Source organism: Terriglobus sp. RCC_193, assembly GCF_041355105.1.
Classification (GTDB): domain Bacteria; phylum Acidobacteriota; class Terriglobia; order Terriglobales; family Acidobacteriaceae; genus Terriglobus.
In genome coordinates this window covers 1,097,378-1,124,316 of sequence record NZ_JBFUPK010000001.1, presented here as the reverse complement: position 1 = coordinate 1,124,316, position 26,939 = coordinate 1,097,378, and the positions used below count along the sequence as shown (strand labels likewise).

The 26,939-nt window shown below is 56.6% G+C and carries 28 protein-coding genes; 15 read left to right on the top strand and 13 right to left on the bottom strand.

Annotated elements, in window-relative coordinates:
* Window positions 1-46 precede the first annotated feature (46 nt).
* Entirely contained in the window at window positions 47-817 is a 771-nt protein-coding gene (locus AB6729_RS04665; protein WP_371080401.1) for a thiazole synthase, read from the top strand.
* A gap of 14 nt (window positions 818-831) precedes the next feature.
* Here AB6729_RS04665 and AB6729_RS04660 read toward each other — a convergent pair whose 3' ends face one another.
* The 3 genes from AB6729_RS04660 to AB6729_RS04650 all read right to left on the bottom strand — a co-directional run bounded on the left by AB6729_RS04660 (window position 832) and on the right by AB6729_RS04650 (window position 4,267).
* Complete coding sequence (locus tag AB6729_RS04660; RefSeq protein ID WP_371080400.1) at window positions 832-2,073, bottom strand: hypothetical protein; 1,242 nt, start codon at window positions 2,071-2,073, stop codon at window positions 832-834.
* A 29-nt stretch (window positions 2,074-2,102) separates the two neighbouring features.
* Window positions 2,103-3,266, bottom strand: coding sequence for a glycosyltransferase family 2 protein (locus AB6729_RS04655; RefSeq protein WP_371080399.1), 1,164 nt, complete (start codon window positions 3,264-3,266; stop codon window positions 2,103-2,105).
* Between the two features lie 137 nt (window positions 3,267-3,403).
* Window positions 3,404-4,267: an IclR family transcriptional regulator C-terminal domain-containing protein gene (locus AB6729_RS04650; RefSeq protein WP_371080398.1), complete on the bottom strand. Its 864-nt coding sequence runs from the start codon at window positions 4,265-4,267 to the stop codon at window positions 3,404-3,406.
* 161 nt (window positions 4,268-4,428) lie between these two features.
* On the opposite strand from AB6729_RS04650, the gene AB6729_RS04645 reads away from it, so the two are divergent.
* Window positions 4,429-6,162, top strand: coding sequence for a bifunctional transaldolase/phosoglucose isomerase (locus AB6729_RS04645; RefSeq protein ID WP_371080397.1), 1,734 nt, complete (start codon window positions 4,429-4,431; stop codon window positions 6,160-6,162).
* Window positions 6,163-6,336: 174 nt separating this feature from the next.
* Here AB6729_RS04645 and AB6729_RS04640 read toward each other — a convergent pair whose 3' ends face one another.
* Window positions 6,337-7,005: a peroxiredoxin-like family protein gene (locus AB6729_RS04640; RefSeq protein ID WP_371080396.1), complete on the bottom strand. Its 669-nt coding sequence runs from the start codon at window positions 7,003-7,005 to the stop codon at window positions 6,337-6,339.
* A gap of 49 nt (window positions 7,006-7,054) precedes the next feature.
* Between AB6729_RS04640 and AB6729_RS04635 the strand changes: the two genes are divergently transcribed.
* Entirely contained in the window at window positions 7,055-7,633 is a 579-nt protein-coding gene (locus AB6729_RS04635; RefSeq protein WP_371080395.1) for an HD family hydrolase, read from the top strand.
* Here AB6729_RS04635 and AB6729_RS04630 read toward each other — a convergent pair whose 3' ends face one another.
* The 4 genes from AB6729_RS04630 to ffh all read right to left on the bottom strand — a co-directional run bounded on the left by AB6729_RS04630 (window position 7,634) and on the right by ffh (window position 11,282).
* On the bottom strand, window positions 7,634-8,086 hold the full coding sequence (locus tag AB6729_RS04630) for a VOC family protein (RefSeq protein ID WP_371080393.1): 453 nt from the start codon (window positions 8,084-8,086) through the stop codon (window positions 7,634-7,636). It abuts the gene before it with no gap.
* Between the two features lie 100 nt (window positions 8,087-8,186).
* Window positions 8,187-9,107: a dienelactone hydrolase family protein gene (locus AB6729_RS04625; protein ID WP_371080392.1), complete on the bottom strand. Its 921-nt coding sequence runs from the start codon at window positions 9,105-9,107 to the stop codon at window positions 8,187-8,189.
* A gap of 55 nt (window positions 9,108-9,162) precedes the next feature.
* Window positions 9,163-9,678: a VIT1/CCC1 transporter family protein gene (locus AB6729_RS04620; RefSeq protein WP_371080391.1), complete on the bottom strand. Its 516-nt coding sequence runs from the start codon at window positions 9,676-9,678 to the stop codon at window positions 9,163-9,165.
* Window positions 9,679-9,887: 209 nt separating this feature from the next.
* A complete protein-coding gene (ffh, locus tag AB6729_RS04615) occupies window positions 9,888-11,282 on the bottom strand; it encodes a signal recognition particle protein (RefSeq protein ID WP_371080390.1) in 1,395 nt (464 codons plus the stop codon).
* Between the two features lie 46 nt (window positions 11,283-11,328).
* On the opposite strand from ffh, the gene AB6729_RS04610 reads away from it, so the two are divergent.
* Both AB6729_RS04610 and AB6729_RS04605 read left to right on the top strand, forming a co-directional pair.
* On the top strand, window positions 11,329-11,850 hold the full coding sequence (locus tag AB6729_RS04610) for a DinB family protein (RefSeq protein ID WP_371080389.1): 522 nt from the start codon (window positions 11,329-11,331) through the stop codon (window positions 11,848-11,850).
* Between the two features lie 75 nt (window positions 11,851-11,925).
* Window positions 11,926-12,780, top strand: coding sequence for a TIGR03435 family protein (locus tag AB6729_RS04605; protein ID WP_371080388.1), 855 nt, complete (start codon window positions 11,926-11,928; stop codon window positions 12,778-12,780).
* 57 nt (window positions 12,781-12,837) lie between these two features.
* On the opposite strand, the gene AB6729_RS04600 is transcribed toward AB6729_RS04605, so the two are convergent.
* Window positions 12,838-13,044 (bottom strand): DUF3311 domain-containing protein, encoded by a 207-nt coding sequence (locus AB6729_RS04600; protein WP_334239161.1) that lies wholly within the window; start codon window positions 13,042-13,044, stop codon window positions 12,838-12,840.
* Between the two features lie 39 nt (window positions 13,045-13,083).
* Here AB6729_RS04600 and mazG point away from each other — a divergent pair, with 39 nt between their 5' ends.
* From mazG to menC, 3 genes are read left to right on the top strand one after another with little or no spacing between them, the layout of a single operon-like run.
* Complete coding sequence (gene mazG / locus AB6729_RS04595) at window positions 13,084-13,893, top strand: nucleoside triphosphate pyrophosphohydrolase (protein ID WP_371080387.1); 810 nt, start codon at window positions 13,084-13,086, stop codon at window positions 13,891-13,893.
* Window positions 13,890-14,639: a GNAT family N-acetyltransferase gene (locus AB6729_RS04590; protein ID WP_371080386.1), complete on the top strand. Its 750-nt coding sequence runs from the start codon at window positions 13,890-13,892 to the stop codon at window positions 14,637-14,639. The genes mazG and AB6729_RS04590 overlap by 4 nt, the downstream gene beginning before the upstream one ends.
* 9 nt (window positions 14,640-14,648) lie before the next feature.
* Window positions 14,649-15,758, top strand: coding sequence for an o-succinylbenzoate synthase (gene menC, locus AB6729_RS04585; protein WP_371080385.1), 1,110 nt, complete (start codon window positions 14,649-14,651; stop codon window positions 15,756-15,758).
* Here the strand turns inward: menC and AB6729_RS04580 are convergent.
* Window positions 15,748-16,608: a hypothetical protein gene (locus AB6729_RS04580; RefSeq protein ID WP_371080384.1), complete on the bottom strand. Its 861-nt coding sequence runs from the start codon at window positions 16,606-16,608 to the stop codon at window positions 15,748-15,750. The two genes, menC and AB6729_RS04580, sit on opposite strands and share 11 nt — an antisense overlap.
* Before the next feature lie 136 nt (window positions 16,609-16,744).
* On the opposite strand from AB6729_RS04580, the gene AB6729_RS04575 reads away from it, so the two are divergent.
* The gene (locus tag AB6729_RS04575; RefSeq protein WP_371080383.1) at window positions 16,745-17,080 is read left to right on the top strand and encodes a polymer-forming cytoskeletal protein; all 336 of its coding nucleotides are present in this window, start codon (window positions 16,745-16,747) and stop codon (window positions 17,078-17,080) included.
* Window positions 17,081-17,148: 68 nt separating this feature from the next.
* Window positions 17,149-17,766: a class I SAM-dependent methyltransferase gene (locus AB6729_RS04570; RefSeq protein WP_371080382.1), complete on the top strand. Its 618-nt coding sequence runs from the start codon at window positions 17,149-17,151 to the stop codon at window positions 17,764-17,766.
* Between the two features lie 58 nt (window positions 17,767-17,824).
* Here AB6729_RS04570 and AB6729_RS04565 read toward each other — a convergent pair whose 3' ends face one another.
* The 3 genes from AB6729_RS04565 to AB6729_RS04555 all read right to left on the bottom strand — a co-directional run bounded on the left by AB6729_RS04565 (window position 17,825) and on the right by AB6729_RS04555 (window position 20,839).
* Complete coding sequence (locus AB6729_RS04565) at window positions 17,825-18,079, bottom strand: hypothetical protein (protein ID WP_371080381.1); 255 nt, start codon at window positions 18,077-18,079, stop codon at window positions 17,825-17,827.
* A 120-nt stretch (window positions 18,080-18,199) separates the two neighbouring features.
* Window positions 18,200-20,563 carry an APC family permease gene (locus AB6729_RS04560; RefSeq protein ID WP_371080380.1) on the bottom strand — a complete coding sequence of 788 codons (2,364 nt, stop codon included), beginning with the start codon at window positions 20,561-20,563 and terminating at the stop codon, window positions 18,200-18,202.
* Window positions 20,564-20,674: 111 nt separating this feature from the next.
* Entirely contained in the window at window positions 20,675-20,839 is a 165-nt protein-coding gene (locus tag AB6729_RS04555; protein WP_371080379.1) for a hypothetical protein, read from the bottom strand.
* A 56-nt stretch (window positions 20,840-20,895) separates the two neighbouring features.
* Between AB6729_RS04555 and lnt the strand changes: the two genes are divergently transcribed.
* The 5 genes from lnt to AB6729_RS04530 all read left to right on the top strand — a co-directional run bounded on the left by lnt (window position 20,896) and on the right by AB6729_RS04530 (window position 26,681).
* Window positions 20,896-22,452, top strand: a complete 1,557-nt coding sequence (gene lnt, locus AB6729_RS04550) for an apolipoprotein N-acyltransferase (RefSeq protein ID WP_371080378.1) — start codon at window positions 20,896-20,898, stop codon at window positions 22,450-22,452.
* Between the two features lie 7 nt (window positions 22,453-22,459).
* Window positions 22,460-23,588 (top strand): peptide chain release factor 2 gene (gene prfB, locus AB6729_RS04545; RefSeq protein WP_371080377.1). Its coding sequence is split into 2 segments (ribosomal slippage): window positions 22,460-22,528 and window positions 22,530-23,588, totalling 1,128 coding nucleotides; the frame shifts between segments, so codons are not numbered across the junction.
* Between the two features lie 39 nt (window positions 23,589-23,627).
* Window positions 23,628-24,134, top strand: a complete 507-nt coding sequence (locus tag AB6729_RS04540; protein ID WP_371080376.1) for a DinB family protein — start codon at window positions 23,628-23,630, stop codon at window positions 24,132-24,134.
* Window positions 24,131-24,532: a CoA-binding protein gene (locus AB6729_RS04535; protein WP_371080375.1), complete on the top strand. Its 402-nt coding sequence runs from the start codon at window positions 24,131-24,133 to the stop codon at window positions 24,530-24,532. The genes AB6729_RS04540 and AB6729_RS04535 overlap by 4 nt, the downstream gene beginning before the upstream one ends.
* Entirely contained in the window at window positions 24,522-26,681 is a 2,160-nt protein-coding gene (locus tag AB6729_RS04530; protein WP_371080374.1) for a protein-disulfide reductase DsbD family protein, read from the top strand. Before AB6729_RS04535 ends, AB6729_RS04530 begins: the two co-directional genes overlap by 11 nt.
* The last annotated feature ends 258 nt before the right edge of the window (window positions 26,682-26,939 follow it).

The following is a 26,939-nucleotide window of genomic DNA, read 5'->3' as shown; positions in this document are numbered from 1 at the left end:
CGCAGGACACTGCATAAGCGTGAGAACCGCTCATAGAATGGAAGGCATGGAACCTCTCGTCATTGCAGGCAAGGCATTTCAGTCGCGGCTGATTGTTGGAACAGGAAAGTACAAGGATGGACCGGAGACGCGGGATGCCATTGAGGCGTCGGGCGCGGAGATGGTTACGGTGGCGGTGCGTCGCGTGAACCTGGACCGGTCCAAGGAGTCGTTGCTGGATTTTATCGATCCACAACGGTACTTCCTGCTGCCGAATACGGCAGGTTGCTATACCGGCGAGGAGGCGATCCGTGCTGCTCGGCTGGGGCGTGAGGTGGGTATCTCCGACTGGGTGAAGATTGAGGTCATTGGCGACAAGCGGACGCTGTATCCCGACGTTGCCGGGACACTGTTAGCAACTGAGGTTCTGGTGAAGGAAGGCTTTACAGTTCTTCCGTATACCTCTGATGATATTGTGTTTGCGAAACGATTGATTGACGCCGGTGCGGCGGCCGTGATGCCGCTGGGAGCGCCAATCGGATCAGGCCTTGGTTTGCAGAACACAGCGAACCTTCGCATCCTTCGCGAGATGATCACGGAAGTTCCGTTGATCGTGGACGCGGGTGTGGGCACAGCGAGCGATGCGGCTGTTGCGATGGAGATGGGGTTCGACGCAGTGCTGATGAATACGGCGATTGCTGAGGCGCGCGAGCCGGTGCTGATGGCTGAGGCGATGGGGAATGCAGTGCTGGCCGGACGGCAGGCTTATCTGGCGGGTCGTATGCCGAGGCGTCTGTATGCTTCAGCGAGTTCGCCGCTGGAAGGCGTTTCGCGGTAGCTCTTAACGAAGAATCAGGTGGAAGCCAGTGCGCGGGAATGGGGTTCTATGGTCTGAACTTCGTGCACTGGCTTTGCTTCTTTCATCAGCAGCCAGTATCCGGCTGCGAAGGTGAGCAGGATGAGCGGGCCGTCGATGGCTTTGCGGATGAGCCAACTGTAGATGGCCAATCCGTTCAGGACGACGAAGGCAAGGACTTTCAGCGTGTAGACGAGCTCAGGGCGGGTAGTGCTACGTGCGACACGCCAGCCGATCAGTGCCAGGGGCAGGGTGATGGCTGCGGCGTCGTATTCCATGATGCGCGGATTTAAGAGCAACACGCCGACAAGAAGAACAGGACCCCACTGCTGAAGCGTGATGCGACCGCGTTCGTATAGGCGAGCGCCATAGAGCAGAGCCGCAAAGATGGGGAGTGCATAGGCCGCAAAGAAGAGGTAGCAGCTGGGAGAGTAAGGGATGCCGCGCTTGTAGAGGAAACTGCTGAAGAGACCGGCAGGGCTGCAGCCAAAGTCGTGATTAAAGCTGAACTGTAGCTCTACCGCCTCAAGATAGTGACGGAAGAGTGATGGCATGAATATCGGTTGCAGTGCGTATAGACCGATACCTGCCGTGATGACGCTGAAGGTAGGAAGCCAGTTCTTCTTACTGGAGAGCGGCGCGATGAGAATCAGCGACAGCATGGGCGCTTTCACGCAGGTGGCGAAAAGAATCACTGCGTAAAAGGGGATCCACTGGTTGCGTCGCCAGCCGAGCAGGGCTGTGGCGAAGATTGCTCCGTAAAGGATGTAAGCAATATTGCCGCTGAGGATGACGCCGTTGGCCAACAAACCCGGGAAGAAGAGGGCAATGCCTGCGAGGTAGAGGACCCCCGGAATTTCAGAGGCTTGTGCGAAGGTGGCGCAGACCGCGATGGCGCTAAGTGCACCGGCGAAATAGACCAGCCAGTACAGCGTTATGAGTAACGTGCGCGGCAGATGGCCAAGGGCTTTCAGCAGCGGCAGCGTGATGGGCGCGTAGACGTAGCTATAAGGCGGCGCCTGATCGTTGGCCAGCCGCCCGTTGGCTGCCAGTTGTTGGTGATGCTGCTTCTGGATGTCTGTGGCGTCCTGGTATGGGTCATGGCCGCGATCCATGCTGATGAGCGCGTGGTTGTACACCTGCATGTCCCAGGCTGTGTCATCGAGCGAGGCCCAGATGGGCAGCGCCAGGGCAGCCATAAGCCACAGGATGCGGACGGCCAGGGGGATTCGTTCCAAGAGACTCCAGAATCGTCGTGCAAAAAGACTCAATGCGTGACCTCGATATTGCCTGACATCGCAGGATCATAGTCTGGCCGTGCGTCTGCGGTATGGCGACGGACGGGCCACGTAACGAAACTGCTTACCGATAGATTCCAGACAGACGCGATCATAATGCCGGCGAAGCCCGCAACCAACCATTCCACCCCGGATTGCCAGAGGGCGCGGGTGAAGATGAAGTTGGCCCATGCGCCAAAGGAGCAGGTGACGGCGAATCGCAGGATTCCCGGCAGGAGATGTTTGCCTTTGAGACGGCGGTCGCGGAAGGTGATCCGGTTGTTCAGGACGAAGTTTTCCGTCATGGCAAGGAAGGTGGCGATGATCTGTGCTGTAAGGAAATGTACATGCCGTCCATCTACCAGATAGAGCAGCGTCAACAGATGAAGAATAAGGCCGATGGTGCCCACCAGCATGAACAGTGTGAGCTGGACGGGGATGACGTCGCCCAGCATTTTGTTCAGCACCAGGAAGAGATATTCGATGGCAACGGCGGCGTCCAGCTTGCTTTCACCGTGGGTACGGGCGCGGAAGGTATAGCCCACCTCTGCCAGTCGTATCGGGCGGTGGGCGGAACTTAGCATGTCCACGAGGATCTTGAAGCCTTCTCCGCGGACGTTGCGCACCACTTCCATAAGGAAACTGCGCCGGATCAGAAAGAAGCCACTCATGGGGTCAGAGAGTTTGCAGCGGCAGATGCATTGGCTGAGGCGCTGTCCGGTGCGGCTGAGAAGGACACGCGACTTGCAGAACTCGCCCATGCTGCCGCCGTCGGCGTTGCGCGTGCCGACGACCACATCGTGCGAGCCCTGTTGCAGGCATTGCACCATACGGGGAAGGATGCTGGAGTCGTGCTGCAGATCGGCGTCCATGACAGCAAGCAGAGGGGCCTGCGAGGACAACATGCCCTCCAGGCAGGCCGAGGAGAGTCCACGGCGCCCGATGCGATGAATGAGGCGAACACGAGGGTTCGTCTTTGCGTGGACGGAGACAACGTCCGCAGTGCCATCGACGGAGTCGTCGTCAACGAACACGACCTCCCAGTTCCAGCCTTCGAGAGACGCAGACAGTTCTCGGATCAGGAGTGGAACGTTCTCCCGTTCGTTAAAGGTTGGTACGACGACACAGAGTTCTGGTGTCAAAAACGCCTCCACCGGATACAGCCCCTGCAAATCAACAAAGTTGGATTCCAGTTGCTGTTCTAGGGAGACGCGTGTGGCGCAAATTGGATTACACCCCGGGCGGGGAGGAATCTTCTCAGGCGTGGGTAATTTCTTCCGATGCGAACTGACTAGCGGAGAAAAACGCTCAATTCATTGGCTGCGGCGCGCAAATAGGGGAGAAATTTGGCCTGCATCTCCATCATGGGCATGCGTGGGGCGTGACCGCTGAGGTTGATGGTGGCAATGACCTTGCCGCTGGGAGCGTACACCGGAACGGCCATAGAACGGAGTCCGACTTCGTATTCCTGATCGCAGACGGCGTAGCCGTTGCGGCGGACATTGCGCAGGAGCATACGAAGTTTTTCGACCGTATTCACTGTTCGAGGTGTAAATGGCTTGAGGACGACACGGGACAGGTAACGTTCAACTTCATCCGGCGGCTGCGATGCGATGAGGACGCGGCCCATGCTGGTGCAGTAGGCGGGCAGGCGGCTGCCGATGTGAAGATCGACGCTCATGAGTCGCTGCACCTGGGTGCGGGCGATGTAAACGATCTCGTCGCCGTCCAGCGTAGCCACGGAGAAACTCTCGTTCAGCTTTTCACTCATGCGTTCGAGGATGGGCTGCGCCGCAGAGGAGAGTGTGTTGCTGACGGTGTAAGTGTGGCTGAGCGACAGCATCTTGGGCCGCAGGGAATAACGCTGGCCGTCTTCGGAACCCACGTAGCCAAGTTTGTTGAGGGTGTAGAGGCAGCGGCGGACAGCCGCGCGGCTGAGACCTGTCTTGTTCGCAAGCTGAGAGATGGTCATCTGCGGCGTTTGCTGTGTGAATGTCTCCAGCACCGTGAGGCCGCGCGCCAGCGATGTCATGAAATTGGCATCACCCTGGTAGATCTCGAGCGCCTTTGCGGGAGAGACCTTCACGGGTGGCGGGGGCACTGCGGGAGTGTCGGTGAGAACGGCAGGCGAATCAAGGACAGCAGAGTCAGACACGAAGGCACCTCTTTGCGGTAGTGTTCGAATAACGCGCAGACGGACGATTAACGCACTTTCAGTGTAACGCCGCAGATCGATTCGCTGCAATTCCTTGCCTGTCTGCTGGAGGAAACATCGACACGTTGCAGACCCGGAACACGCTCTAAAATGGAAGCACTATGAGCTCGCTCGAACTTCAGGTTTCGCTTCCTTCCGCGCTGCAAAGCACCGTTGCTACTACCGCTGCCGATTGGCACAACGGCAACAAACTGGGCCGTCTTTTTGCCAAGGACGCTTCGCTGTGGACCAGCGGGCAGGGCTCTGACGATGAGTCGATCTGGCTGGGATGGCTGGATATTGTGGAACGCCAGTTGGGCGATCTGCAGTCGTTTGCAGCACTTCGTGATGACGTAAAGGCTGCTGGTTTTGAACATGCGCTGCTGCTGGGCATGGGCGGATCGTCGCTTTGCCCGGAAGTGCTGTCGTTGACCTATGGTCATCAGGCAGGTTTCCCGAAGCTGCACATTGTGGATTCGACCGATCCGGCGCAGGTGGCAGCGGCACGTGCCGCCGTGAACCTGAAGAAGACGGTTTGCATTGTGGCTTCGAAGTCCGGCTCGACGCTGGAGCCGAACATTCTGAAGGATTACTTCTTCAGCGAGATGCAGAAGGAAGTGGGCGCTGCTGAGGCTGGCAAGCACTTCATCGCCATTACCGACCCAGGCAGCAAGATGGAAGCAGTAGCGAAGGCGGATGGTTTCCGTCACATCTTCTACGGCGATAAGACGATTGGTGGACGCTTTTCCGCGCTGTCGAATTTCGGAATTGTTCCGGCTGCTGTGGCTGGTCTGGATGTGCCGAAGTTCCTGCAGCAGGCCAAGCGCGGCGTGGATGCGGCGCACACGGCTGAGATTACGAAGAACCCGGGTGTTTTGCTGGGCATCATCCTGGGCGATGCCCACAACGCTGGCCGCGACAAGCTGACGTTCTTCACGTCGCCACAGATTTTTGATCTGGGAGCGTGGCTGGAGCAGTTGATTGCGGAATCGACCGGCAAGCTGGGCAAGGGCATTACGCCTGTGGATCGCGAGACGATTGGCGCGCCGAGTGTGTATGGCAACGATCGTGTGTTCGCCTACATTCGCCTGAGCACCGCAGATAACACCGCTCTTGACGCGAAGGTAGATGCGCTGGCTGCGGCTGGTCATCCCGTGGTTCGCTTCACGATTGACGATGTGTATGAACTGCCGGCGATCTTCTACCTGTGGGAGATTGCGGTTTCCGTTGCGGGTTCGGTGATGGGCATTAACACCTTCAACCAGCCCGACGTGGAAGCTGCGAAGATCGAGACGCGCAAGCTGACCGACGAGTATGCTGCGACGGGCAAGCTGGCGGAGCATGAGCCTATTCTGGATGTGGACGGCATTAAGCTGTTTGCGGATGAAAGCTATGGACAGACGCTCTCCACGACTGCTTCCGGCAAGACGCTGACCGATTACCTGAAGGCACATCTGGCGCAGATCAAGCAGCACGATTACTTTGCCACGCTGGCCTACATTGAGATGACGCAGGAGCATGAAGACCTGATCCAGAGCTTCCGTATGTTGGTGCGCAACGATAAGACCGTGGCCACGTGCCTCGGCTTTGGACCGCGCTTCCTGCACTCCACCGGTCAGGATTACAAGGGCGGACCGAACACGGGTGTGTTTCTGCAGATTACTGCGGATCACGCGGTGGACGTGTCGATTCCAAATGCGAAGTACACGTTTGGCGTGGTGATTGATGCGCAGGCGGCGGGTGACTTGGCTGTGCTGCAGCAGCGTGGACGTCGTGCTCTGCGGGTGCATCTGGGGGCAGATGTATCGAAGGGGTTGAACCAGCTTGGGCTGGCGATCACGGAAGCACTGGCGTAACTCGAAGACATAGAACGAACGCAGCGATCGCGGCGATGTCCGCAACGGTCGCTGCGTTTTCTTTTTCTTGCTACGTCGTGGTTAGGAAAGGAAAGCAGGTCCTTCGACTGCGTGCTTCGCACTTCGCTCAGGATGACGAACTACGTTCGCATGGCTTCGTTCAGCAGTGTGCTGTTAGAGCGCGGCGAGGACGTCTTCCGGTTCAGGGCGGACACGGAAGTCGGCGTGAGCCTGCGCAAAACGTATGGTGCCATCCTGACCGATGACAAAGGTAGCAGGCAGTGGCAGCTTCCATACGCTGTCATCCGGTGCGGCCATGATGTTCTTGCCACTGTTGATGAACGGGATATTCACCAGGATGGAACGATAGTAGCGTTGCAGCGTTGCTGATACGGCATAGGCAATGCCGAACTGCTCTGCCAGTACGCTGTTTGCGTCCTGCAGCAGAGGGTAGGGGATATGGTGCTGCTGCACGGTGAAGTCGCTCTGGCGCAGCGTCTGCGGTGAGATGCCGATGAGCAACGCACCGCGTTCGCGCACCTGCGGATAAAGGTCGCGCCAGACTTCGAGTTCAGTAACGCAATAGGGATCCCAGCGACCGCGGAAGAAATTGATGATGAGCGGACCGAGCGCGAGAAGATCGGAGGAACGAACGATCTTGCTGCTGACAGCGTCTGCCAGCGCGAATGATGGCGCCAGAGTACCCACGGGCAGGATGTGATCTTCAATGCCAGAGCTGAAAAGTTCGGCAATGGCCTGCTCGCTGATGGCGAGCCGTTCGGCCTGCACCAGCTTTCGCGTGTTCTGTGTAATCTCGTCGAGCTTATCCTGCAAAGCGGCCATGGCTTTATTGTCTGATGTTTCGGCGCTTTGCTTCAACTAAGCTGGATAAATGCATCAGGCAATTGAGTTCATCCTGGAAGTAGAAAAGCTGAAGACGGTAACGCGGAAGGTGAAACCGCTGGAATTGGAGCGGTATGAAAACTCCGCAGAACATAGCTGGCAGCTTTGCCTGTTTGCGTATTCGCTGGAAGTGTATGCAGCCGAGCCCGTGAACATGAATCATGTGATCCGCATGCTGCTGGTGCATGACATCGGCGAGATTGATACGGGCGACACCATGGCGTTTGTGGAAGGCGGATGGGCGGAACGCAAGCGCGATGAACTCGCGGCGATTCGGCGTATCTTTGGCTTTCTACCAAAAGATAAGGCCGCGGAACTGGAATCGTTGTGGCAGGAATTTGAAGCGGGCCAGACGGCGGAGGCAAGGTTTGCCAATGCGATTGACCGCGCTATGCCTGCATTGCTGAACCTGAATAACAACGGCCAGAGCTGGAAAGAAAACGGCATCAGTTATGAGCGCGTGGTGAAGCGTATTCGCGGGCAGATTGAAGAAGGATGCCCGGCACTGTGGCAGTATATGGAGCCGCGCCTTGCCGAAGCGAAAGAACGCGGCTTCTTCGGAGCGTAGCTATCCCTTTGCGGCGGCTTCCAGATCGGCGACAATGATTTTTTTCATCTGCATCATGGCCTGAAATCCCTGGGGTGTCTTCACCAGATCGAAGATGTTTTCAGGGCAGATCTGCCACGCCAGACCGAACTTGTCTTCCAGCCATCCGCAGGCGATTTCCTGACCACCGTTGGCTGTTAATTTATTCCAGTAATAGTCAATCTCTTCCTGGTCCTTGCATGTGACCAGGAAAGAAATGGCTTTCGTGAAGCGGAATTCGGTGTCGCTGTTCAGTGCTGTGAAGGAGAGGTCTTCCAGGCGGAAAGAGATCGTCAGTGGTTTGCCACCGGGGCCGGGGAGACCGCCTGTTTTTTCAGCGTCCGGGAATACGGATATGTAGAAATCGACAGCCTCTTCTGCGTTGCCGTTGAACCAGAGAAACGGTGTGATTTTGTGCGTGGATGCGATGGCCATGAAGGCGTTCTCCTTAATGTGGACATTGTACACATTGCTTAGCGAAGAAGGGACGGCATAGCGCCGTCTCTTCTTCGCTGACAATGAATTTTCATGTGGCTTACATTCCTGCCATATCCATGTCATGACACCGCATGGGTGCGGCCTTTGCTGTTACGACACGTTTTGCAGGGGTAGGAGAGCGAAGTGAAGAACGCTTTCTTGCTGGTGCTGTGTTCAGTTTTGCCAGCTCTGCGGTGAGCCGTGCAAAGCCCTGTTCACGTGCAGTCTTGTTGCCTTCCACCGTGTTGGTGGGGTCGACGCCTGCGCGCATGAAGCCATGCCCCGCGCCATCATAGGTTACGGGCTCGTACTTCTTGCCTGCCGCTTTCATCGCTTCGATAGTCGCGGGGATGGTGGCGTCAATGCGCGCGTCGTTGCCTCCGTAGAAACCATAGACAGGCGCACTGATCGAGGCCATGTCCGCAGTGGTGGGTGGTGGGCCGTAGAAGACAAAGGCTGCGTTCAGATCCTTGCGGTGCGTGGCAAAGGCGAAGCTCTTGCCGCCACCCCAGCAGAACCCGACGGAAGCCAGCTTGCCGTTGGATGCGGGCACTTTGGTGATGTAGTCGGCTGCGGCGTCGAGATCGGCCATGACAACGGCGTTATCGAGACCACTGACGGCCTTGGTGACCTGGTCCTGCGAGGGGAAGCTGTCTGTTCCGCCGCCGTTGGGACCGAGGCCTGTGAGGACGTCCGGCGCGATCACGATGTAGCCCGCGGCGGCAAGATCATCGGCCATGCTTTTGGCCCAGGCGCTGAGGCCGAAGATCTCCGGGATGAGGACGATAGAGGTGGCCTTCGTTTTCACTTCGGGATACACAACAAATGCGTCGAGTGGCTTGCCGTTGGCCTGCAGCTTGACGTATTCGTGGTGGCGCGGGGAGGCGTCGAGGCGTTTCACCGCCCAGTCCTGTGCATGGATAGCGGCGGTGGCGCTGAAGAGCAGGGAGGCGACGAGTGCAAGGGCGCGGAGTCTCATGCGCCGAAGTATAAGTCGGCCCACGGTGGCTCGTCAGGATAAATCTTTCGCAGGATCAGGATTCGCCGATCAGGATGCCGGAGAGAAAGACCAGTCCGCCACCGACGATGACCTGCAGGCAACTGACGGCGAAGCTGGTTTTCATGAAGCGGTAACGAATCCAGGAGATGACCAGCAATTCGATGCCGACGACAAAGTAAGCGAGGATGAGGGCGCGATGCACGTTGCCGATGAGGAAGGGCAGCGTGTGGAGGAAACCGCCGATGAAGGTCATGGCACCGGTAACGATGCCTCGCAGAATGGGGCTGCCGCGGCCCGTGAGCTTGCCGTCGTCTGACAGCGCTTCAGAGAAAGCCATGGAGATGCCAGCGCCTACGGCTGCCGCGGCGCCGATCAGGAACGCCGTGTGCGAATTATGTGTCGCAAAAGCAGTGGCAAAGATGGGGGCGAGCGTGGAGACTGAGCCATCCATCAGACCGACGAGACCAGGCTGGACGATGCGCAGCAGGAAGCTCTGTTCGTCTGTAATGAGGCCCTGGATGTTGCTGAAGGTACTTTCTGTCGATGGCATTCCTCTATGTTGATACGAAGATGCCATTGCTGAAAATGGCGACTGATTGAGTCGGCGAGCAGGCAAAGAAAAGCCCCTGCAAACAGGGGCTTCTCATGTATTGGTTGGGTTGAGTTCGAAGGCCGTCTGCGATCTCTAACGAATGAGCATAGGGCTTTTGTGGATGATGGAGATACGCGCGAAAGCGCGTCGAGAACGGCACGAAGTGCTTAGCGGCCGAAACCGCCACCCATGCGGCCGGCTTGTCCCATCTGGCTCATGAGACGGCGCTGCATCTTGCCGCCACCGGAACCGAGACCCTTGAACATCTTGCGCATCTGGCCGTACTGCTTCAGCAATTGGTTCACTTCCTGAACCGATGTGCCGCTGCCGACTGCAATACGGCGACGGCGAGAACCGTTGATCATCTCGTGGTCGATGCGTTCCTTCTTCGTCATCGAGTTGATGATGGCTTCGGTGCGCGCAAGTTGCGAGTCGTCGACGTGCTCGGCGGCCTGCTGCAGACCCTGGAAGGGACCAACGCTGGGCATCATCTTGAGGATGGATTGCATGGAGCCGAGCTTCTTGATCTGGCGAAGCTGGTCGCGGAAGTCTTCGAGCGTGAAGCCGTCGCCGCTGAGGGCTTTCTTGGCGAAGTCTTCTGCCTTGCCTCGGTCGAGCTTTTCTTCGGCGCGCTCAAGCAGGGTGGCGATGTCGCCCATGCCCATGATGCGCGAGACGATACGGTCCGGGTGGAAGGCTTCAAACTGCTCCGGCTTTTCGCCCGTGCCGAGGAACTTGACGGGCGCGCCGGTGACGTTGCGGATGGAGAGTGCCGCGCCGCCGCGTGCGTCGCCGTCCATTTTGGTGAGGATGACGCCGGTGATGCCGAGCTGCTTGTGGAAGGCGTCGGCGGAGTTGACGGCATCCTGGCCGGTCATTGCGTCGGCCACGAAGAGGATTTCGCTGGGGTTGAGCGCAGCCTTGAGCTGCTTCATCTCATCCATCAGCGCTTCGTCAATGCCGAGACGTCCGGCGGTATCGACGAGGAGGATGTCGTTGCCGAAGTTGCGGGCTTCGCGCAGTGCTTCCTTTGCGAGACGCAGGACGAGTGGCGTGCCGACTTCTTCTTCGTTGACCTTGCCGATGTAGATCTGCGCACCGACGGCTTTGGCAACGATGGCAAGCTGCTCACGTGCGGCAGGGCGGTAGACGTCCACGGAGACGAGCAGGGGGCGGTGGCCGCCCTTCTTGAGCCATGTGGCCAGCTTGCCGGTGGAGGTGGTTTTACCGGAGCCCTGCAGGCCCGCCATAAGGATGACGCTGGGTGGCTGCGAGGAGAACTTGAAGCGCGCGGTGTCCTTGCCGAGGATTTCGATCAGCTCGTCGTTGACGATCTTGATGATCTGCTCGGTGGGCGAGAGCGCGGTGGCTACCTGTGTGCCGACAGCCTTTTCGCGGATGTGGTCGATGGTGGCTTTGACGACGTTCAGATTGACGTCGGATTCGAGCAGTGCAAGGCGGATTTCGCGCAGGGCCTCGGAGATGTTCTCTTCCGTGATGGTGCCCTGACCGCGGAGGTTCTTAAAGGCGCGCTGCAGTTTTTCCTGAAGATTCTCAAACATGGCTTTGTCCATCTAAGTTTAACAGTGAAGAGAAGGAGAACCGAGGATGGCAGAGGAACGGCCAGAACCGTGGCTTCGCGGGACGTTGACTGAGGTAGAGCCGGTGCGGCGCGCCGTTCTGCATGCGTTGGAGCTGGCGGAAGAGGATGTGCTGCGGTGGACGCGCGATCTGGATGACGAAATGCTGGAAATGAAGCCGCTGGGGCTGCCTTCGGTTGCGTTTCAGATGCGGCATATTGCGCGGAGTATTGACCGGTTACTGACCTATGCGGATGGGCTTCGATTGTCAGAAGCGCAGATAGCCGCGCTGCGATCAGAGCACGTTGCTGGAAGGAGTGTGGAGGAGCTGCGACACCAGGTGGTGGAGGCAATTCGTAAGGTTCGGCCTTTTGCGGCGCAGTTTTCACAGGAAGAGTTGAACGAACTGCGCAGTGTGGGAGGGGCAGGATTGCCGACGACGCTGGTGGGCCTGCTGATCCATATTGCAGAACATACACAGCGCCATGTGGGGCAGTTGATTACTACGGCGAAGGTGGCTGCGGCGTTGAAGGATGCGGAAGGAAGTTGATGGGAGAGAAGCGGGCTTCGTAAACCGCGCAGTACAATCTTCAGCTAAATCGTCTTTCAGGAGGGGGACCTGATCGTGAACTTTTCTCGTCTCAGTGTTCTCCTGACTTCACTCCCGATATTTTGCCTTAACGTTGTCTCTGTCTCTGCCCAGGAGCCTTCACCGACACCCTCTTTTGACGTGGTCTCTATTCGACAGGTGAGTCCTGATGCACAACGAAGCAATGACCAGCCAGACATAGAAGTCAGGGCGAACGGATGGCGGTTGAACGATGAGTCATTGTTCGCCGCGATTCTTCATACTTACACCCCGCCTCCGGGAAACGCGGCCTTTTATACTTTGAAGCAAGTCGAAGGGGTTCCCAATTGGGCCATGGACGACTTGTATGTGATTGACGCCCGGATCGGAGATAACGACCTCGAAAAGTGGCAAAACCCTGCTACACGGGCAGATTTGCTCCACTCTATGATGAGCTCTATGTTGGCAGACCGCTGCAAGCTTGCTGTCCACCGCGAGTCAAGAGAGGTGGCGGTCTATTCTTTAACCTTGTCTAAAGAAGGTCCCCGATTTACTGAATCTATTCCAGGATCCAGGCACCCGACGGGAGGGCCTATTCCCGGCGGTGGTGAGTTTATACCCAGCGACAGCCAGGGTGTTATGCACTTTTACGGTGTGCCTCTTAGCGCCGTTGCCGGAGTGTTATCCAACATCATGGCGCGACCGGTGCAGGATGCGACAGGACTTACCGGTAGGTACGATATCTCCCTAAAAATGCCCTCGATGGATTCGCCAAGCCAAGAGGCATCCACCAATCGTTCTGGGTTGTCTGTTTCCGAGGCAGTAAAGGAACTTGGTCTCAAACTTGTTCCGACAAAGGGGCACGTCGAGATTCTAGTCATCGACCATATCGAGAAGCCCTCTGAGAACTAGAGAGCTACATGATCGCCGGCTCCTCCGTTTTACGCACATGCGCTTTGCGCTGGAGAGCTAATCCTTGACCAGCTTATAGACCAGGCCGAGGATGGCCGTTGCGATGAAGACCCACAGTAACTGGTACCAGTAAAAGAACGGGAAGCCGAAGAGCGTGGGAGTCTCGCGGTTGTAGAGGCTGGGGAAGATGAGCGCCACGACAGGCAGCAGCAGAAGCCACAGCCATCCACGGTTTCGCTTTTCGTTTTCGACTGGTTCCTGCATGCGCCAAGGATAGCGCAGATGCGTTGATACGATGAAGGTATGAGTGAAAGCACGTCCGCGAAAGCTGGAGATGCATTCCGTGAAGCTGCGGCGATTATGGCGCGGCTGCGTGGTCCGGGTGGTTGCCCCTGGGACCGCGAGCAGACCTTCGATTCCATCAAACCGCATACGCTGGAAGAGACCTATGAGGTCTTCGACGCAATTGATCGGCGTGCCTGGGGCGAATTGCGCGATGAGCTTGGTGACCTGCTGTTGCAGGTGCTGTTCTACGCGCAGATGGCCGAGGATGAGGGCCATTTCAACATTGATGATGTGGTGCGTGGATTGAGCGCGAAGCTGGTCCGGCGGCATCCGCATATCTTTGGCGATGTGGTTGCCGAGACAGCCGGCGATGTCATTCAGACGTGGGATGCGGTGAAGCAGAAAGAGCGGGAAGGTAAGCCCGCAAAGGATGACGGCCTGCTGGGCGAAGTCCCGCGTTTTGTACCTGCACTGGTTGAGGCGCGCAAGCTTGGTTCCAAGGCAGCTAAGGTTGGTTTCGACTGGCCGGATGTGAGCGGCCTTTTGGACAAAGTGCAGGAAGAGATTGCCGAAGTTCGCGAAGAGATGACGGAGACTCCGAATGTGGAATTGCTGGAAGAAGAGATTGGTGACCTTTACTTTGTGCTGACCAATCTTTCGCGGCATTTGCAGGTTGATCCGGAACAGGCATTGAAGAAAGCGAATGCGAAGTTTCGTCGGAGATTTCGTGCGATGGAGCAGATGGCGGGTGAGGGATTTGTGGCGTTACCACTGAACGAAAAAGATGCGCTTTGGAACAAGGCAAAGCTCAAGGAGAAGAGCCTGTGAGTGAGCTTCGTGTAGAGCAGCTGCATACGCAGGAAGAGTTCGATGCCTGCGTGCATTTACAGCAGAAGACATGGCAGTATTCCGCGGGTGAGTTACTGCCGCGCAGGGTCTTCTTTCTTGCCGATAAGTTGGGTGGGCATGTGCTGGGCGCATGGGATGGCGCTACCTTGGTGGGGTTCAACTTAGGCCTGCCCGCACATCGCCATGGAATGGCATACATCCATTCGCAGATGCTGGCGGTGCTGCCGGAGTATCGCAATAGCGGCCTGGGCCGCACCATGAAGCTGCAGCAGCGTGAGATTGCGTTGGAGCAGGGCATTAAGTTAATTGAGTGGACCTATGATCCGCTGGAAATAAAGAACAGTTTTTTTAACCTTTCTCGTCTGGGTGCAATTAGTCGCCGATATATCCCTGACTTTTATGGAGCATCGTCATCGCCTTTGCAGGGTGGTTTGCCGACAGATCGCCTCTATGCGGAATGGTGGATTGATTCGGATCATGCGAAACGTGTCATGGCGCGTGAGCCGCTGAACGAGAAAATAGAAGCCATGGTCTCTGTACCCGCGCAGATCTATGCGTGGAAGGCGGATGGCGATAGGCATGCCGCGGAGACACAATCGCGAGTGCGGGAGGCATTGCAACGACACTTTGCCGAGGGACTTGCTGTGATTGGTTATGATCGCGCGGAAGACGGTACAGGCAAGTTTTTGCTGGGAGTTCCACCAGCCGAACTCCCAAGATATTAGGAGAAGACAATGAAAATTGATGCGATTGTTTTGCGCGAAATCAAGATGCCCCTCGTGCATCCATTCCGTACCAGCTTTGGGCTTACGACGGACCGTCGCATTCTTCTGATTGAGTTGCAGAGTGAAGGTTTCACTGCGTGGGGCGAGTGTGTTGCAGGCGAACATCCGTTCTTTTCCGACGAGATGATCGACACGGCATGGTTCATCACAGAGCACGAACTGGCTCCGCGTCTGGTGGGCAGAGATATTGCGGCGGGCCGTGATGTTCCGCAGTTGCTGTTGCAGGTGCGCGGGCACCGCATGGCGAAAGCTGCGTTGGAGAATGCTGTTTGGGATCTGGAGGCGCAGGTCCGTGGGATTTCGCTGGCTAAGTTGCTGGGCGGCACGCGAGAGAAGATTGCCTGCGGTGTTTCCATTGGGATGGAGATGGATATTCCGAAGCAGCTTGACCGCGTTGCGAAGGAAGTAGCTGCGGGATATCAGCGCATTAAGTTGAAGTGCCAGCCCGGGTATGACTCGGAGATGTTTGCAGCAGTGCGCAAGCGCTGGCCGGATATCCTGCTAAGCTGCGATGCCAATTCTGCCTATCAATTAAGTGATGCAGACCATATCGCGTCATGGGATCAATACAAGCTACTAATGATTGAACAGCCGCTCTGGTATGACGATTTCTATTTCCATGCGCAGTTACAGAAGCGTATCCACACTGCAATCTGCCTGGATGAATGCATCCGCAATGCACGGGATGCACAGGCTGCGCTGGAACTTGGCAGTGGAAAGATCATCAATATCAAGGTGGGACGTGTTGGCGGCTTTACGGAAGCGATTGCGGTACATGACGTGTCGCAGAAGCACGGCGTGCCGGTATGGTGTGGTGGCATGTTGGAGAGTGGTATCGGTCGCACGCAGAATATCGCGTTGAGCAGCCTGCCGAATTTCTCACTGCCGGGTGATGTCTCCGCTTCTGCTCGTTACTGGAGTGAAGACATCATTGATCCGGAAGTTACCGTCAGCAGCGAGGGCGAGATTATTGTTCCTGGTTCTGCGGGCCGTGGTTATGAGGTTCGAAGGGATCGTGTAGACGCGCTTACTGTCCGCCAGCAACGCATCACGGCTTAATCGAAGGAATTGCCAGCAGGGTATTGACCGCATCACGCACGGAAGGTGCGGTCGGAAGAAACTGTATGTCTGTCACGGACAATGTCTGTTGATACGGAGCAACATGCACCATTAATTCGCGGAGTTTTACGTCCATCTTGATTTCGGTGTATGCGTCATGTGTGAGGCTGACGGGCTTTTGCTCATAAGACACGGTACCCCCCTGGTAGACACGTGCAAGAATGCCAAACATCAGATTCAGGTTCTGAATAATGCGAACTTCGATACGCGTAAGGTGATGGGTTTCCGCGTCGATCCAGATGCGGCCGGCAATTCCCATCAGCAGTGATTGCGTTGTGGAGCCGGGATGGAATGCAGGGTCAGGCGCGTAATCCAGCACGATTTGCTGTCGTGGATGATTGGGGAGCTGTGGCTGTCCTGTTACTGGTGTAAAGATCATTGCCTTTGGCAGCGTTTTCATCAGCTCGATGCCGTATTTATCACTGCTCTCGGATTTTTGACGGCGCTTGCGGACATCTTCGGGTGTAAGTGCGTGAAGGCGTGCAAATTCGCCGCTTTCTTCTTCCGTAGTGAGCGGACGCCCTTTGAAAGTAAGCGTGCGCGATATGTTTCCATCCTCTGTTTCAATGACCTCACGGATGCTGTCTTCTTTTTGGTCTGTGCGATGGACACGGTACTGTAATCCCCATCCGCGATGATGGAAGTCATCCAATTGAAATTGGACCGCCTGCTGAAGAATGGCAGAGACAGAGGACGGGGTAAGAGATTCCTGTGCGCCTGCTGTAATGCTGATGAGAAAGCTGGCGATGGCCAGCCACACAAAATACTGATTCCAAACGATTCTCAACATGGGCGCCGTTTAACTCTGCCGTAGGATGCTTTCCTAGCCTACTAGGTGACTTTGCAGGTGCGGACAGAATCTCCGCGTTGCCGAGCAGCCTGCACTTGATTAGACTCACCGGGAGGTCAGGAGGAGAGTTTAAGCGATGGCGGCAGAAGGATCGACAGTTCTGGGAAAATCAATTCAGGTGCGCGGCGAAATTTCCGGCGCGGAAGATGTCATTGTGCACGGTCGGCTGCAGGGAAGTGTTGCGCTGAAGGAAAGCCGCCTTACAGTGGGCCCAGATGCTGAGGTGGAGGCAGAACTGCATGTGCACGACGCGATTCTCCTGGGCCGGGTGAACGGCAATGTGACAGCAACAGGACGTGTGGAATTGCGTAAGGGAGCTTCGCTGATGGGCGATCTCAACGCGGCTCGGCTCTCCATTGAGGAAGGATCCGCAATTCAGGGTCGCGTATCGTTGTCGGGGACGAAAGAATAGGCCGCCGTCTTTTCATGGAGAGCTAACGTCGATGCGATACATCGGCAGTCAAAGCACCGGAGGTAGATGTGCGTCTATTTGGCAGCAACGAATCGCGCGGGGCGAGCGCAAAGGCAAACGCTCGTATTCCCAGACCTTCCAGTGGATGGAGTCAACTCCAGAAATCGCTGCGCGAGCAGGAAGGTTTGCGCATTCTGGATATTGGGCCCACGTCGTCCACGAATATTAATTTCCTGACGGCCATGGGGCACAGCGTGTACATGGCGGACCTGGTGGAGGATGTCGCCGACCCAAAATGGGCACGGACGGATGCGGACGCACCTTTTCCGACGGAAGACTTCGTGCGCGAGAATCTGGATTTTGGGGAAAGACTCTTCGACACAGTACTGTTCTGGGATACTGCAGATTATTTTCCGACCGAATTGCGCACAGCCGTAGTGCGCCGTATTCATGAGGTCATGCAGCCAGGCGGACAGTTACTGGCATTTTTCCATGTCAAACCGGAGAGCGGCCTGCAACGTTACCATCTGCGTGATGATGGCCAGGTGGACACGCAGTTTGCGGCACCGGTGGACGTACGCGATACGTTGACCAATCGGCAGATTGAACAGCTGTTTCGTGAGTTTGCGAGTTACAAATTCTTTCTCGCGAAGGACAATCTGCGGGAAGTGCTTGTGACTCGGTAGACAGTAAATAAGGGGAAGCCACTGGGCTCCCCCTTATTTACTGACCGAATTCCGGCTTTTACTTCTGGGCCCTGCGGGTTTCTGCCCAGCGCTTCTTCTGCGCATCTGCAATCCGCTTGCGTGCTTCTGCACTCAAGGTGCGCTTCTTTGGAGTTGCCTTGGAAGCGGATGTCGTGGTGCTCTTGCGTGGACGTCCCACAGGCTTCTTTACTACCGCCGGGGCAGCACTGCTGCCGCCAGCAAGCAATGCACGGGCCTGCTGCAGCTTGGCAATCTGTGCATCAATCTCTGCAAGAATACGATTTACTTCCAAGAAATTACCCCCTGTGAGCATAAATGCTCATTGAAAATGAGTTTAGATCAAAGATTACCCGTTTGGATACCAATTGGAGTAACACAAAACCAAGATATCGGTAATCGATTTGTTGTCCGATCAGAAACTATCTGGACGAGACGCGGTCAGTGAATACCCAGGATTTTCATCGGTATCTTCAAAACGGGAAACGGCTCCGAGGCCGCGCCGCTGGCTACCATCATCAATGGCGGCTCGTAACTGTTGTGACGTAACAGTGCGGTCATTGGCATAAGACGCTGCAAGACGGGTTAGCGCAAAGGACACGATGTCCGAATGGTGTAGATCATCCATATGCGGGTCGCGCCGCATGTTCAGCCAGAGACGATGCACAAGCTGGACATCGCTGGCCGGAATGGTTGGCGCATGAGGACCAATATGGAAACTCTCTGCTTCACCAGTGGGTGGCACAACGTAAAAAGTGAACTGGCGCTTGGGTTCAGGTAATGTTTCCCACGCCTGGCCTACATGATAGGCCTGCTCCTGCGCCGTTAGTTTGGTGGAAAGTCCAGAAACAACTGCGGCCACATCCAATGAATTAGCCGTGCGGACAATCGCTGCGAAGATATCGCCAGCAGGAACGACAACAAGTCCTATATGTTTGCCAAAGCTTTCTGCAACAGAGACAGCTTTGGTGAACAACATTTGTTCGTGTTCACTAAAAAGTTGTTCTGAGGCATCAACATACTCCGGTCCACCTGCGCCCATCATGCGCGCAGCTAGAACGACGATGTCCTGCTCTTCGGTATCCGTGCGCGCCAAAGCCCATTTCAAAGCATGTGGTGTGGCAGCATCGCGCATGGTAATCAGGACGCCGCCAGGGCGGATGGCAAGATCATCGCGGCCTACTTCTTCCGAATGTTCTAACTGGAAGTGCTCCTTCATCTGTCGTTCCGTCTGTTTGTGACGACGTTTGTTATCCCGTTCCGACAAAGAGAAGATGATGAAAAATCCAATGGCGAAAATAATGCCACTGACGGTAGCCACCGATTTCGTGAAGAGATTCACGACCGCCGTGGTGCACAGTACAAGGAAGACACAGAACAGGCCAATCGGTAGCTCGGTTTTGCCAATGCGAAGGTTTACAGGAACCTTTGCGCCGCGTTCACCTTTGTATTTCCATCGCAGGACGAGCATGGCGAGTGCGTTAAAAGTGAAGCTCCAGATGACGCCAAAGGCGTACGCTTCGCCAATCATGATGACGTCGCCGCGTGTCACCACGATGACGAAGAGCTGGATCAGTGCCACCATGTTCACGATGCGGTAACTGGTCCCAAAACGCTTCTGCGGTTTGCGGAACCAATCCGCAAGTACGCCATCTTCTGCCACGCGCATCAGCACGCCTGTGGAACCCACAATGGCAGTATTTACAGCGCCTCCCAGGATCAGGAAGCCAACGATTACAACAAAAATACGGAAGGCGACGCGGAGTGCCAGCGGACCGACCATGTACATGGCCATGCCGGCGATCAGGTTATCGCGATACACGCTGACGCGAACGCTATCCGGAATAAGCATCACTGCCAGCAGAGAGCCCAGACCGGTGAAGACCATGCTGTAAATGGCGATGACCAGAGCAGCACGTTTCAGGTTCTTCAATTTGGGATGTTCAATTTCGCGATTGACTTGGGCCAGCGATTCCTCGCCAGACATGGCAAGCACCGAATGGCCGAAGGCCATCAGGATGCCGAAGAGGCCGAGATTTTTCGCGAACTGAGTGTGTTTCAGGAAGCCCAGAGCGTCCGGGCTGAACTTAAAGTTTGAAGGTGTAGGAAAGGGGGGAAGAGTTGCTCCGATGTGTCCCACGCTAAAGAGGCCCCAACAAATGAGAACGACCACCATAACGGTGGTGATCTTCATAATGCTGAGAGCCTTTTCGCTGGATTCCTCAATGCCTTTGATGTTCTGCCACCAAAAGAAAATAGTGATCAGCACAGCGATGAACGCCGAAGTATGGTTCACATTGAGTTGAAGAGGTACGCCTGCCGCGTTTACAGCCCAGTGATGATATCGGGGCGAGACGGCGGCCTGAGCCAGCAGGCCATTGAGAAGTCCGACGACATATTGTCCGGCAGATACGCCCGAGATGGGTCCCGTAAGGACGTAGTCAAACATCAGCGCGGAGACACTGACTTTGGCAAAGGTGCCGCCGAGGGCTTCTTTCACAATGCGGTAGACGCCACCACGTGTGTACATGGAACAACTTTCCACGTAGACCGCGCGCACCGCATAAGAGAAGAACATGGTGCCCAGGATGAGCCAGGGGGCAGATTTGCCCACCGCTTCTTCCGCGATGCCACCCGCATAAAAGGCTGAAGATCCAAGATCGTTGAGAACGATGGCGGCCGCTCGCCAAAAGGAAATGAAGGTCAGCATCACGGAGGATGCGACCACGAGGCGGACACGATTTGGAACGGGTGGTGTGTAAGTGCGTTTCGACGCCATCTTGTACCGGGCCTGTCCGCTTGATGTGCCGAAGAAACCTGCACATGCGAAAAAGCGCCCAGCGGTGAGTCTACTGCCGGTGGGGATAGCAGTCAATCATGTCGTGGGAGCTTAATGCAGATTGTCAGCTGCGCTGGACTCTTCGCCGTTGTCAGAGAAGAAGTCGTGCATGTCTTTTACCAGGGTGATCGCCACGACAATGGCCGATCCTCCCATGCCGATAAGGAACATGGGGATGAGAACGTGTGCAAGTCCGCGGATGATCAGATCAAGCATTGATGTTCATTGTAATCCCAACGCACAGATTGGCCAGGGGTGCTAGACTCCACGCGATGCGAGTGCTCTCGGTGCGCGCTTTTGCCGCGCTTCTTCTTACCAGTGTTTTGCAGGTGGTGATTTTCCCCGTTGCAGGACCGCTGCCGGTGTGGCGGGCGGCATTTTCATGGTTCGCACTGGTACCCCTGTTGTGGCTTTTATTGGTCGAGGGCCGCACTTGGAGCGCATGGAAATGCGCAGCAGTTGGCTATGCGAATGGCGTGCTCTGGTATCTAGGTACCTGTTACTGGGTCTACTCCACCATGCACCTCTACGGAGGATTGCCAACTCCGGTCGCGGCGCTGGTGATGGTGCTGTTCTGCCTTTATTTAGGGCTGTATCACGCGTTATTTGCCGGTTTATTAGCCGTAGCACGCAGAGCGGGAATTGCAGTGGCACTGATCGCCGCGCCGTTTTTATGGGTTGGCGTTGAACTTGCACGGGCACGCATCACCAGCTTTCCGTGGAACCTTCTGGGATACTCGCAGGTCGATAGCTATGCGCTGACACGACTCGCTCCTTTGACTGGTGTCTACGGCATCAGTTTTGTGTTGATGGCAGTAAACGCTGCGATTGCAGCGGCGCTTGTCTTGCCGCGCAGACGCATTCCCGCTGTCGCTGCATTGTGTGGTGCGGTGCTGGCTGCCGGGGTGCAGAATGTGGGCGGATGGATGGCGCCTCAACGCCAGGCGGGTTCGCAGAAAGCTGTCCTGATGCAGCCGAATCTTTCCGTGGGGCAGGAAGAAGCGGAAGACGCTGGGACGCTGGCAAGAAACTTCGCTGGTCTATCAATACAGGCTGCTTCGCTGGATGACTCTCCTGTGCGGATTGTTTTGTGGCCGGAATCTCCTTCGCCGTTCTATACCAATCGACCAGACTTTACTTCAGTCGCGGCACAACTTGTTGAGGCGGTACATGCACCGATGATTGCCGGAACCATCGGGGTGGAGGCGGCTCCGCAGGAACGGCGCGGCTATCACATCTATAACTCGGCTGCGCTCTTTCTTCCGCCCCGGGGCTATGTAGGGCGATACGACAAGATTCATCTGGTGCCTTTTGGCGAGTTCACACCGTATGCCAGCCTGTTTTCTTTCGCCAGTGGATTAACGCAGGCCGTAGGCACCTTTGATCGGGGCAGCAGCCGTGTGCCGCTGGGTGCAGATGGCCATCGTTATGGCGTCTTTCTTTGCTATGAGTCCATCTTTGGCGACGAAATCCGGCAGTTTGTGGCCAATGGCGCCGAGGTGCTGACGAACCTATCGGACGATGGCTGGTATGGCGACACCAGCGCGCCTTTCCAGCACATCAATATGGCGCGGATGCGGGCAATTGAGAATCATCGCTGGATTTTGCGTGGCACCAATAACGGCATTACGGCTTCGATTGACCCGAATGGCCGAGTGGTGGAGCGCATGGAACGCCACCAGCGCGGCGCTGCTGCTGTGCATTTTGACTATCTCCATGACCTTACTTTCTATACCCGCTTTGGAGATGTCTTCGCACTTGTATGTACAGGGATAGGTATCGGCTTTCTTCTGTATGGGACGACTCGGCAGCGCATCGCGATAAACTGAGAACGATATGTTGACCGATCTTGAATACCAATACTCCCCGGTTCGTGCACGCGTGCGCGATCTGCGGGAGTATCTTTGACTCGCCCAAACTCAAACAGCAACTGGAAGCCGTTGAAACGCAGATTGCGGACCCGGCACTGTGGGCCGATGCGGCGCGTTCACAGCCATTGATGCGCGAACGCAAACGCCTGGAAACACTGCTTGCCGACGATGCAGAGTTATCGCGCCGCAGTGAGGATGTGGAAGCCTACTTTGATCTGGCACGCGAGGGCGAAGATGTAGAAGCCGACCTTGCCAAGGCGATTGAAGAGATTGATCGCTTCGTGGAAGACCTGGACGCGAAGACCATGCTCTCGCAGGAGAGTGATCCTCTCAACGCCATCGTTACCGTGCATCCGGGCGCAGGCGGAACGGAGAGTCAGGACTGGGCGGAGATGCTGATGCGCATGTATCTGCGCTGGGCCGAGCGCAATGGCTTCAAGACTGAGATCAACGAAATTCAGGATGGGGACGAAGCAGGCATTAAGTCTGCGACATTTACCATCTCCGGCGAAAACGCCTTCGGCCTTATAAGCGGAGAAACAGGTGTGCACCGGTTGGTGCGTATCTCTCCCTTTGATTCGGCAAAACGTCGTCACACTTCATTTTCGTCTGTCTTTGTATCGCCGGAAATTGATGATTCGATCGTGATCGACATTAAGCCGGATGATCTTCGCATCGACACCTATCGTTCCGGCGGCAAAGGCGGACAGCACGTCAACACGACGGACTCTGCCGTGCGTATTACGCATCTTCCTACGGGCATTGTCGCGGGCTGCCAGAACGAGCGTTCGCAACACAAGAATAAAGAGAAGGCGATGAAGATGCTGCGCTCGCGCCTGTATGAGTTCGAGCTTGAGAAGAAGCGAGCAGCAAGCAAGAAGCTGGAAGATTCCAAGTTGGATATCAACTTCGGCTCACAGATTCGTTCGTATGTGTTGCAGCCGTATCGCATGGCAAAAGACCTCCGCACGCGCGTGGAAGTAGGCGATGTAGACCGTGTGCTGGATGGCGATCTGCAGCCGTTCATCCGTGGTTACCTGAAGATGAGACGCGAAGGCAATATTCCTGCGGAAATTGCAGAAGATATTGACTAGAAGTGATGCCGCTGTTCTTCATGCGGCATCCAATCGTGCATGGCAAACACCACGCTCGAAACCGAACTGAAGAAACAACTGAAAGCGCTGCTGGATGGCGGGCAGGCGCACGCGAAGCTGGACGATGCAGTGTCTGGCGTGCCTTTCGATGTGCAGGGGAAAGTTCCACAGGGACTGCCTTATTCACCGTGGCAGTTGCTGGAACATATCCGCATTGCGCAAAAGGACATTCTCGAATTCAGTGACAATGTGGACGGCAGTTACAAGGAACTGAAATGGCCGGATGACTACTGGCCGAAGTCGCCGGTGCCGCCCGATGAGAAGGCGTGGGACGCGAGCGTGAAATCGCTCAGGAAAGATCGTGCTGCCTTCGAGAAGCTGCTGGCGGAGGGCGATCTGATTAAGCCATTTCCGTGGGGTGATGGCAGCCAGAATCTGCTGCGTGAGGCGCTCTTGATTGCAGACCATGAGGCATATCACACGGGAGAGTTGGTGATGGCCCGACGGCTTCTGGGCACGTGGAAACCGAAGAAAGGTCACGCGTGAATTCATCGGAAGATATCGAGAGGATGCTGGCGGCAAAGACAATCGCTGTGGTCGGGCTATCCGGCGATCCATCGAAACCGAGTTACTTTGTCTCTGCATACATGCAACAGGCAGGGAAGAAGATTCTGCCGGTGAACCCTGTTGTTCAATCTGTGCTGGGTGAGACGAGTTATGCCTCCCTGCGTGATCTTCCGGAGAAACCGGAAGTCGTCAATGTTTTCCGTCTTCCCAGGGCGATCCCCGCGATTGTGGAAGAGATGATCGAGCTTGGCCTGACGAATCTGTGGGTGCAGCAGGGGATTCGTAACGAGGAGGCCGCCCGTAGGGCCGAAGCGGCGGGAATTCATGTGGTGATGGATCGTTGCATTATGGTGGAGCATCGGATGCGTGAGCGCTAAGTTGCGCCGCACCACTACAATGAATGCAATGCTCTCACTTCGTTCCTCCCGCCTTCTTTTTGCCCTTCTGCTAACCCTTATGCCGGGTTGTCTCTGTGCGCAGATTGGGACCGTGGTGGGGAATGGGGGACCGGGGCCTGCCAAGGCACAGCACCTGACGGTGGAGATGATCTCTGCCGGGCCGCAGATTGCCGCCGGTGGGACGCAGACGGTGGCGTTCGTCTTCTCCATGGAGGAGGGGTGGCACGTGTACTGGAAGAATGCCGGGTTTGCCGGGTTCCCGCCGCGGGTAAAGTGGACGGTGCCAAACGGCATTACCGCCGGGCCGCTCCAGTTCACCGCGCCGGAACGTCTGCCGCTGGATACCACGGTGGATTATGGCTATGAGGATTCGGTGGCCTATCCCGTAACGGTGGAAGCAGGGAAGAAGCCTAAGGCGGATAAGACTGGCAATGTCCACCTCGCAGCGGAGATTAGCTGGCTTGTGTGCAAGCAGGTCTGCATCCCCGGCAAGGCGAACCTGGGACTGGACCTGAAGCTGGTGCCTGCCGGAACAGCCGTAAGCCATGATGGCGAGCAGGTAGGCGAACTGGGCGCGGCGCTGAAGGGTATGCCGAAGCCGCTACCCGAGAAGTTCCGGATTACAGCGAGCAGTTCTGGCAACAACATTGTCCTCACAGCGATCACCGGCACGCGCGAGACGGATGCCGAGTTCTTCCCGGCGGAGCAGGACGTTATTGCCGATGTGGCGCAGATACAGACAGACATCCTGGATAACGGCGCGCAGATTCATCTCACTCGTTCGCCGAATGCCAAGACGCCGCCGAAGCAGCTATCTGGCGTGCTGAAGCTGGCCACTGACGAGAGCTACACCATTGATGTGCCCATTGTGGCTGGGCCCCCGCCGGTGCAGGCTGCCGGGGCTGGTGCCGGGACTCTGAGTACGGCGACGGCGGTTGGTGCTGCAGCGCTGGCATTCGTTGGCGGCGTGCTGCTGAACCTGATGCCGTGCGTGTTCCCGGTGCTGTTCCTGAAGGCGTTGTCGCTGTTGCAGACCTCATCGGCAGAGAAGCAGCATGTGCGTTCGCACGGTGTGGCGTACACGCTGGGGATTGTGGCGTCGTTCTGGCTGGTGGTTGCGGCGCTGCTGGCCCTGCGCGCCGAAGGGCGGCAGCTTGGCTGGGGATTCCAGTTGCAGTCGCCGGGATTTGTGGTGGTGCTGGCGAGCTTCCTGTTCTTCTTCGCTCTGTCGCTTGCAGGCATGTTCGACTTTGGCCTGTCGCTGACGAGCACGGGTGATTCGCTGACGCACAAGAGCGGTTATACCGGCAGCTTCTTCACCGGTGTGCTGGCGACGGTGGTGGCGACGCCCTGCGTGGGGCCGTTTATGGGAGCGGCGATCGGGTTTGCCCTGGCTCAGCCGGCCCCGGTGACGTTCCTGGTGTTTACCACGCTGGCGCTTGGTCTGGCGGCGCCTTATATGCTGCTGACCCTCAATCCGGCGTGGGTTCGGTTGCTGCCCAAGCCCGGCGCCTGGATGGACCTGCTGAAGCAGATCACTGCGTTGCCGCTGTTCCTTACGGTGATCTGGCTGGTCTACATCTATGGGCGTCTGTCGGCGGCGAACGGCATCTTTGCCATGGCGATGCTGCTTGGCGGTTTACTGCTGGTAGTGATTGCGGCGTGGACGCTGGGGCGCTGGCCGGTGCGTAAGTGGAGCACGGCTGTTGCAGCGGTGCTTTGCGTGCTGGCGATTGCGTTGCCGCTGTATGCTGCGCGCGAGAGTAAGAGTGCGGTGACGTGGCAGACCTTCGACGCGGATGCCGTGGCGCAGGCCCGTTCGCAGGGCAAGGCCGTGTTCGTGGACTTCACGGCTGCGTGGTGCCTGTCGTGCCAGGTGAATGAACGTATTGTGCTGAAATCCAGCGAGGTGGAGAAGCAGTTGTCCCAGCCCAACGTGGTGGCGATGAAGGCGGATTGGACGCAGTACGACGCCAAGATCACTGCCGCATTGCAGGCTGCAGGCCGCGATGGTGTTCCGACGTACATTGTCTATCCGGCGAATCCATCAGCTCCCGTAGATGTTTTGCCCGAGGTGCTGAGCAAGAGTGTGGTGCTGGATGCGCTGGCGAAGGATCTGAAACAGTAGGAGGGGTACCCCCTCCCCCCTGTTTTTCTAAAATCGTCTTTCTATTGGGGTTAGGGTTTTGGTGGATGTAAAATCCTCTGCCTGTTGGGGTTAGGGGCAAAATCGTCTTTCTAAATGGGTTAGGGCCGCGCTTTGCGCGGCCCTTTTCTGTTCTGTTTCTATTTTAGTGGTTTGAGGGAAATCCTCTGCCAAGTTTATTTCTTTTGGTTTGTTGGGGTTGGGTTGGTTGGGGGCTTGACAGCACTTCGTGCCGTTCTT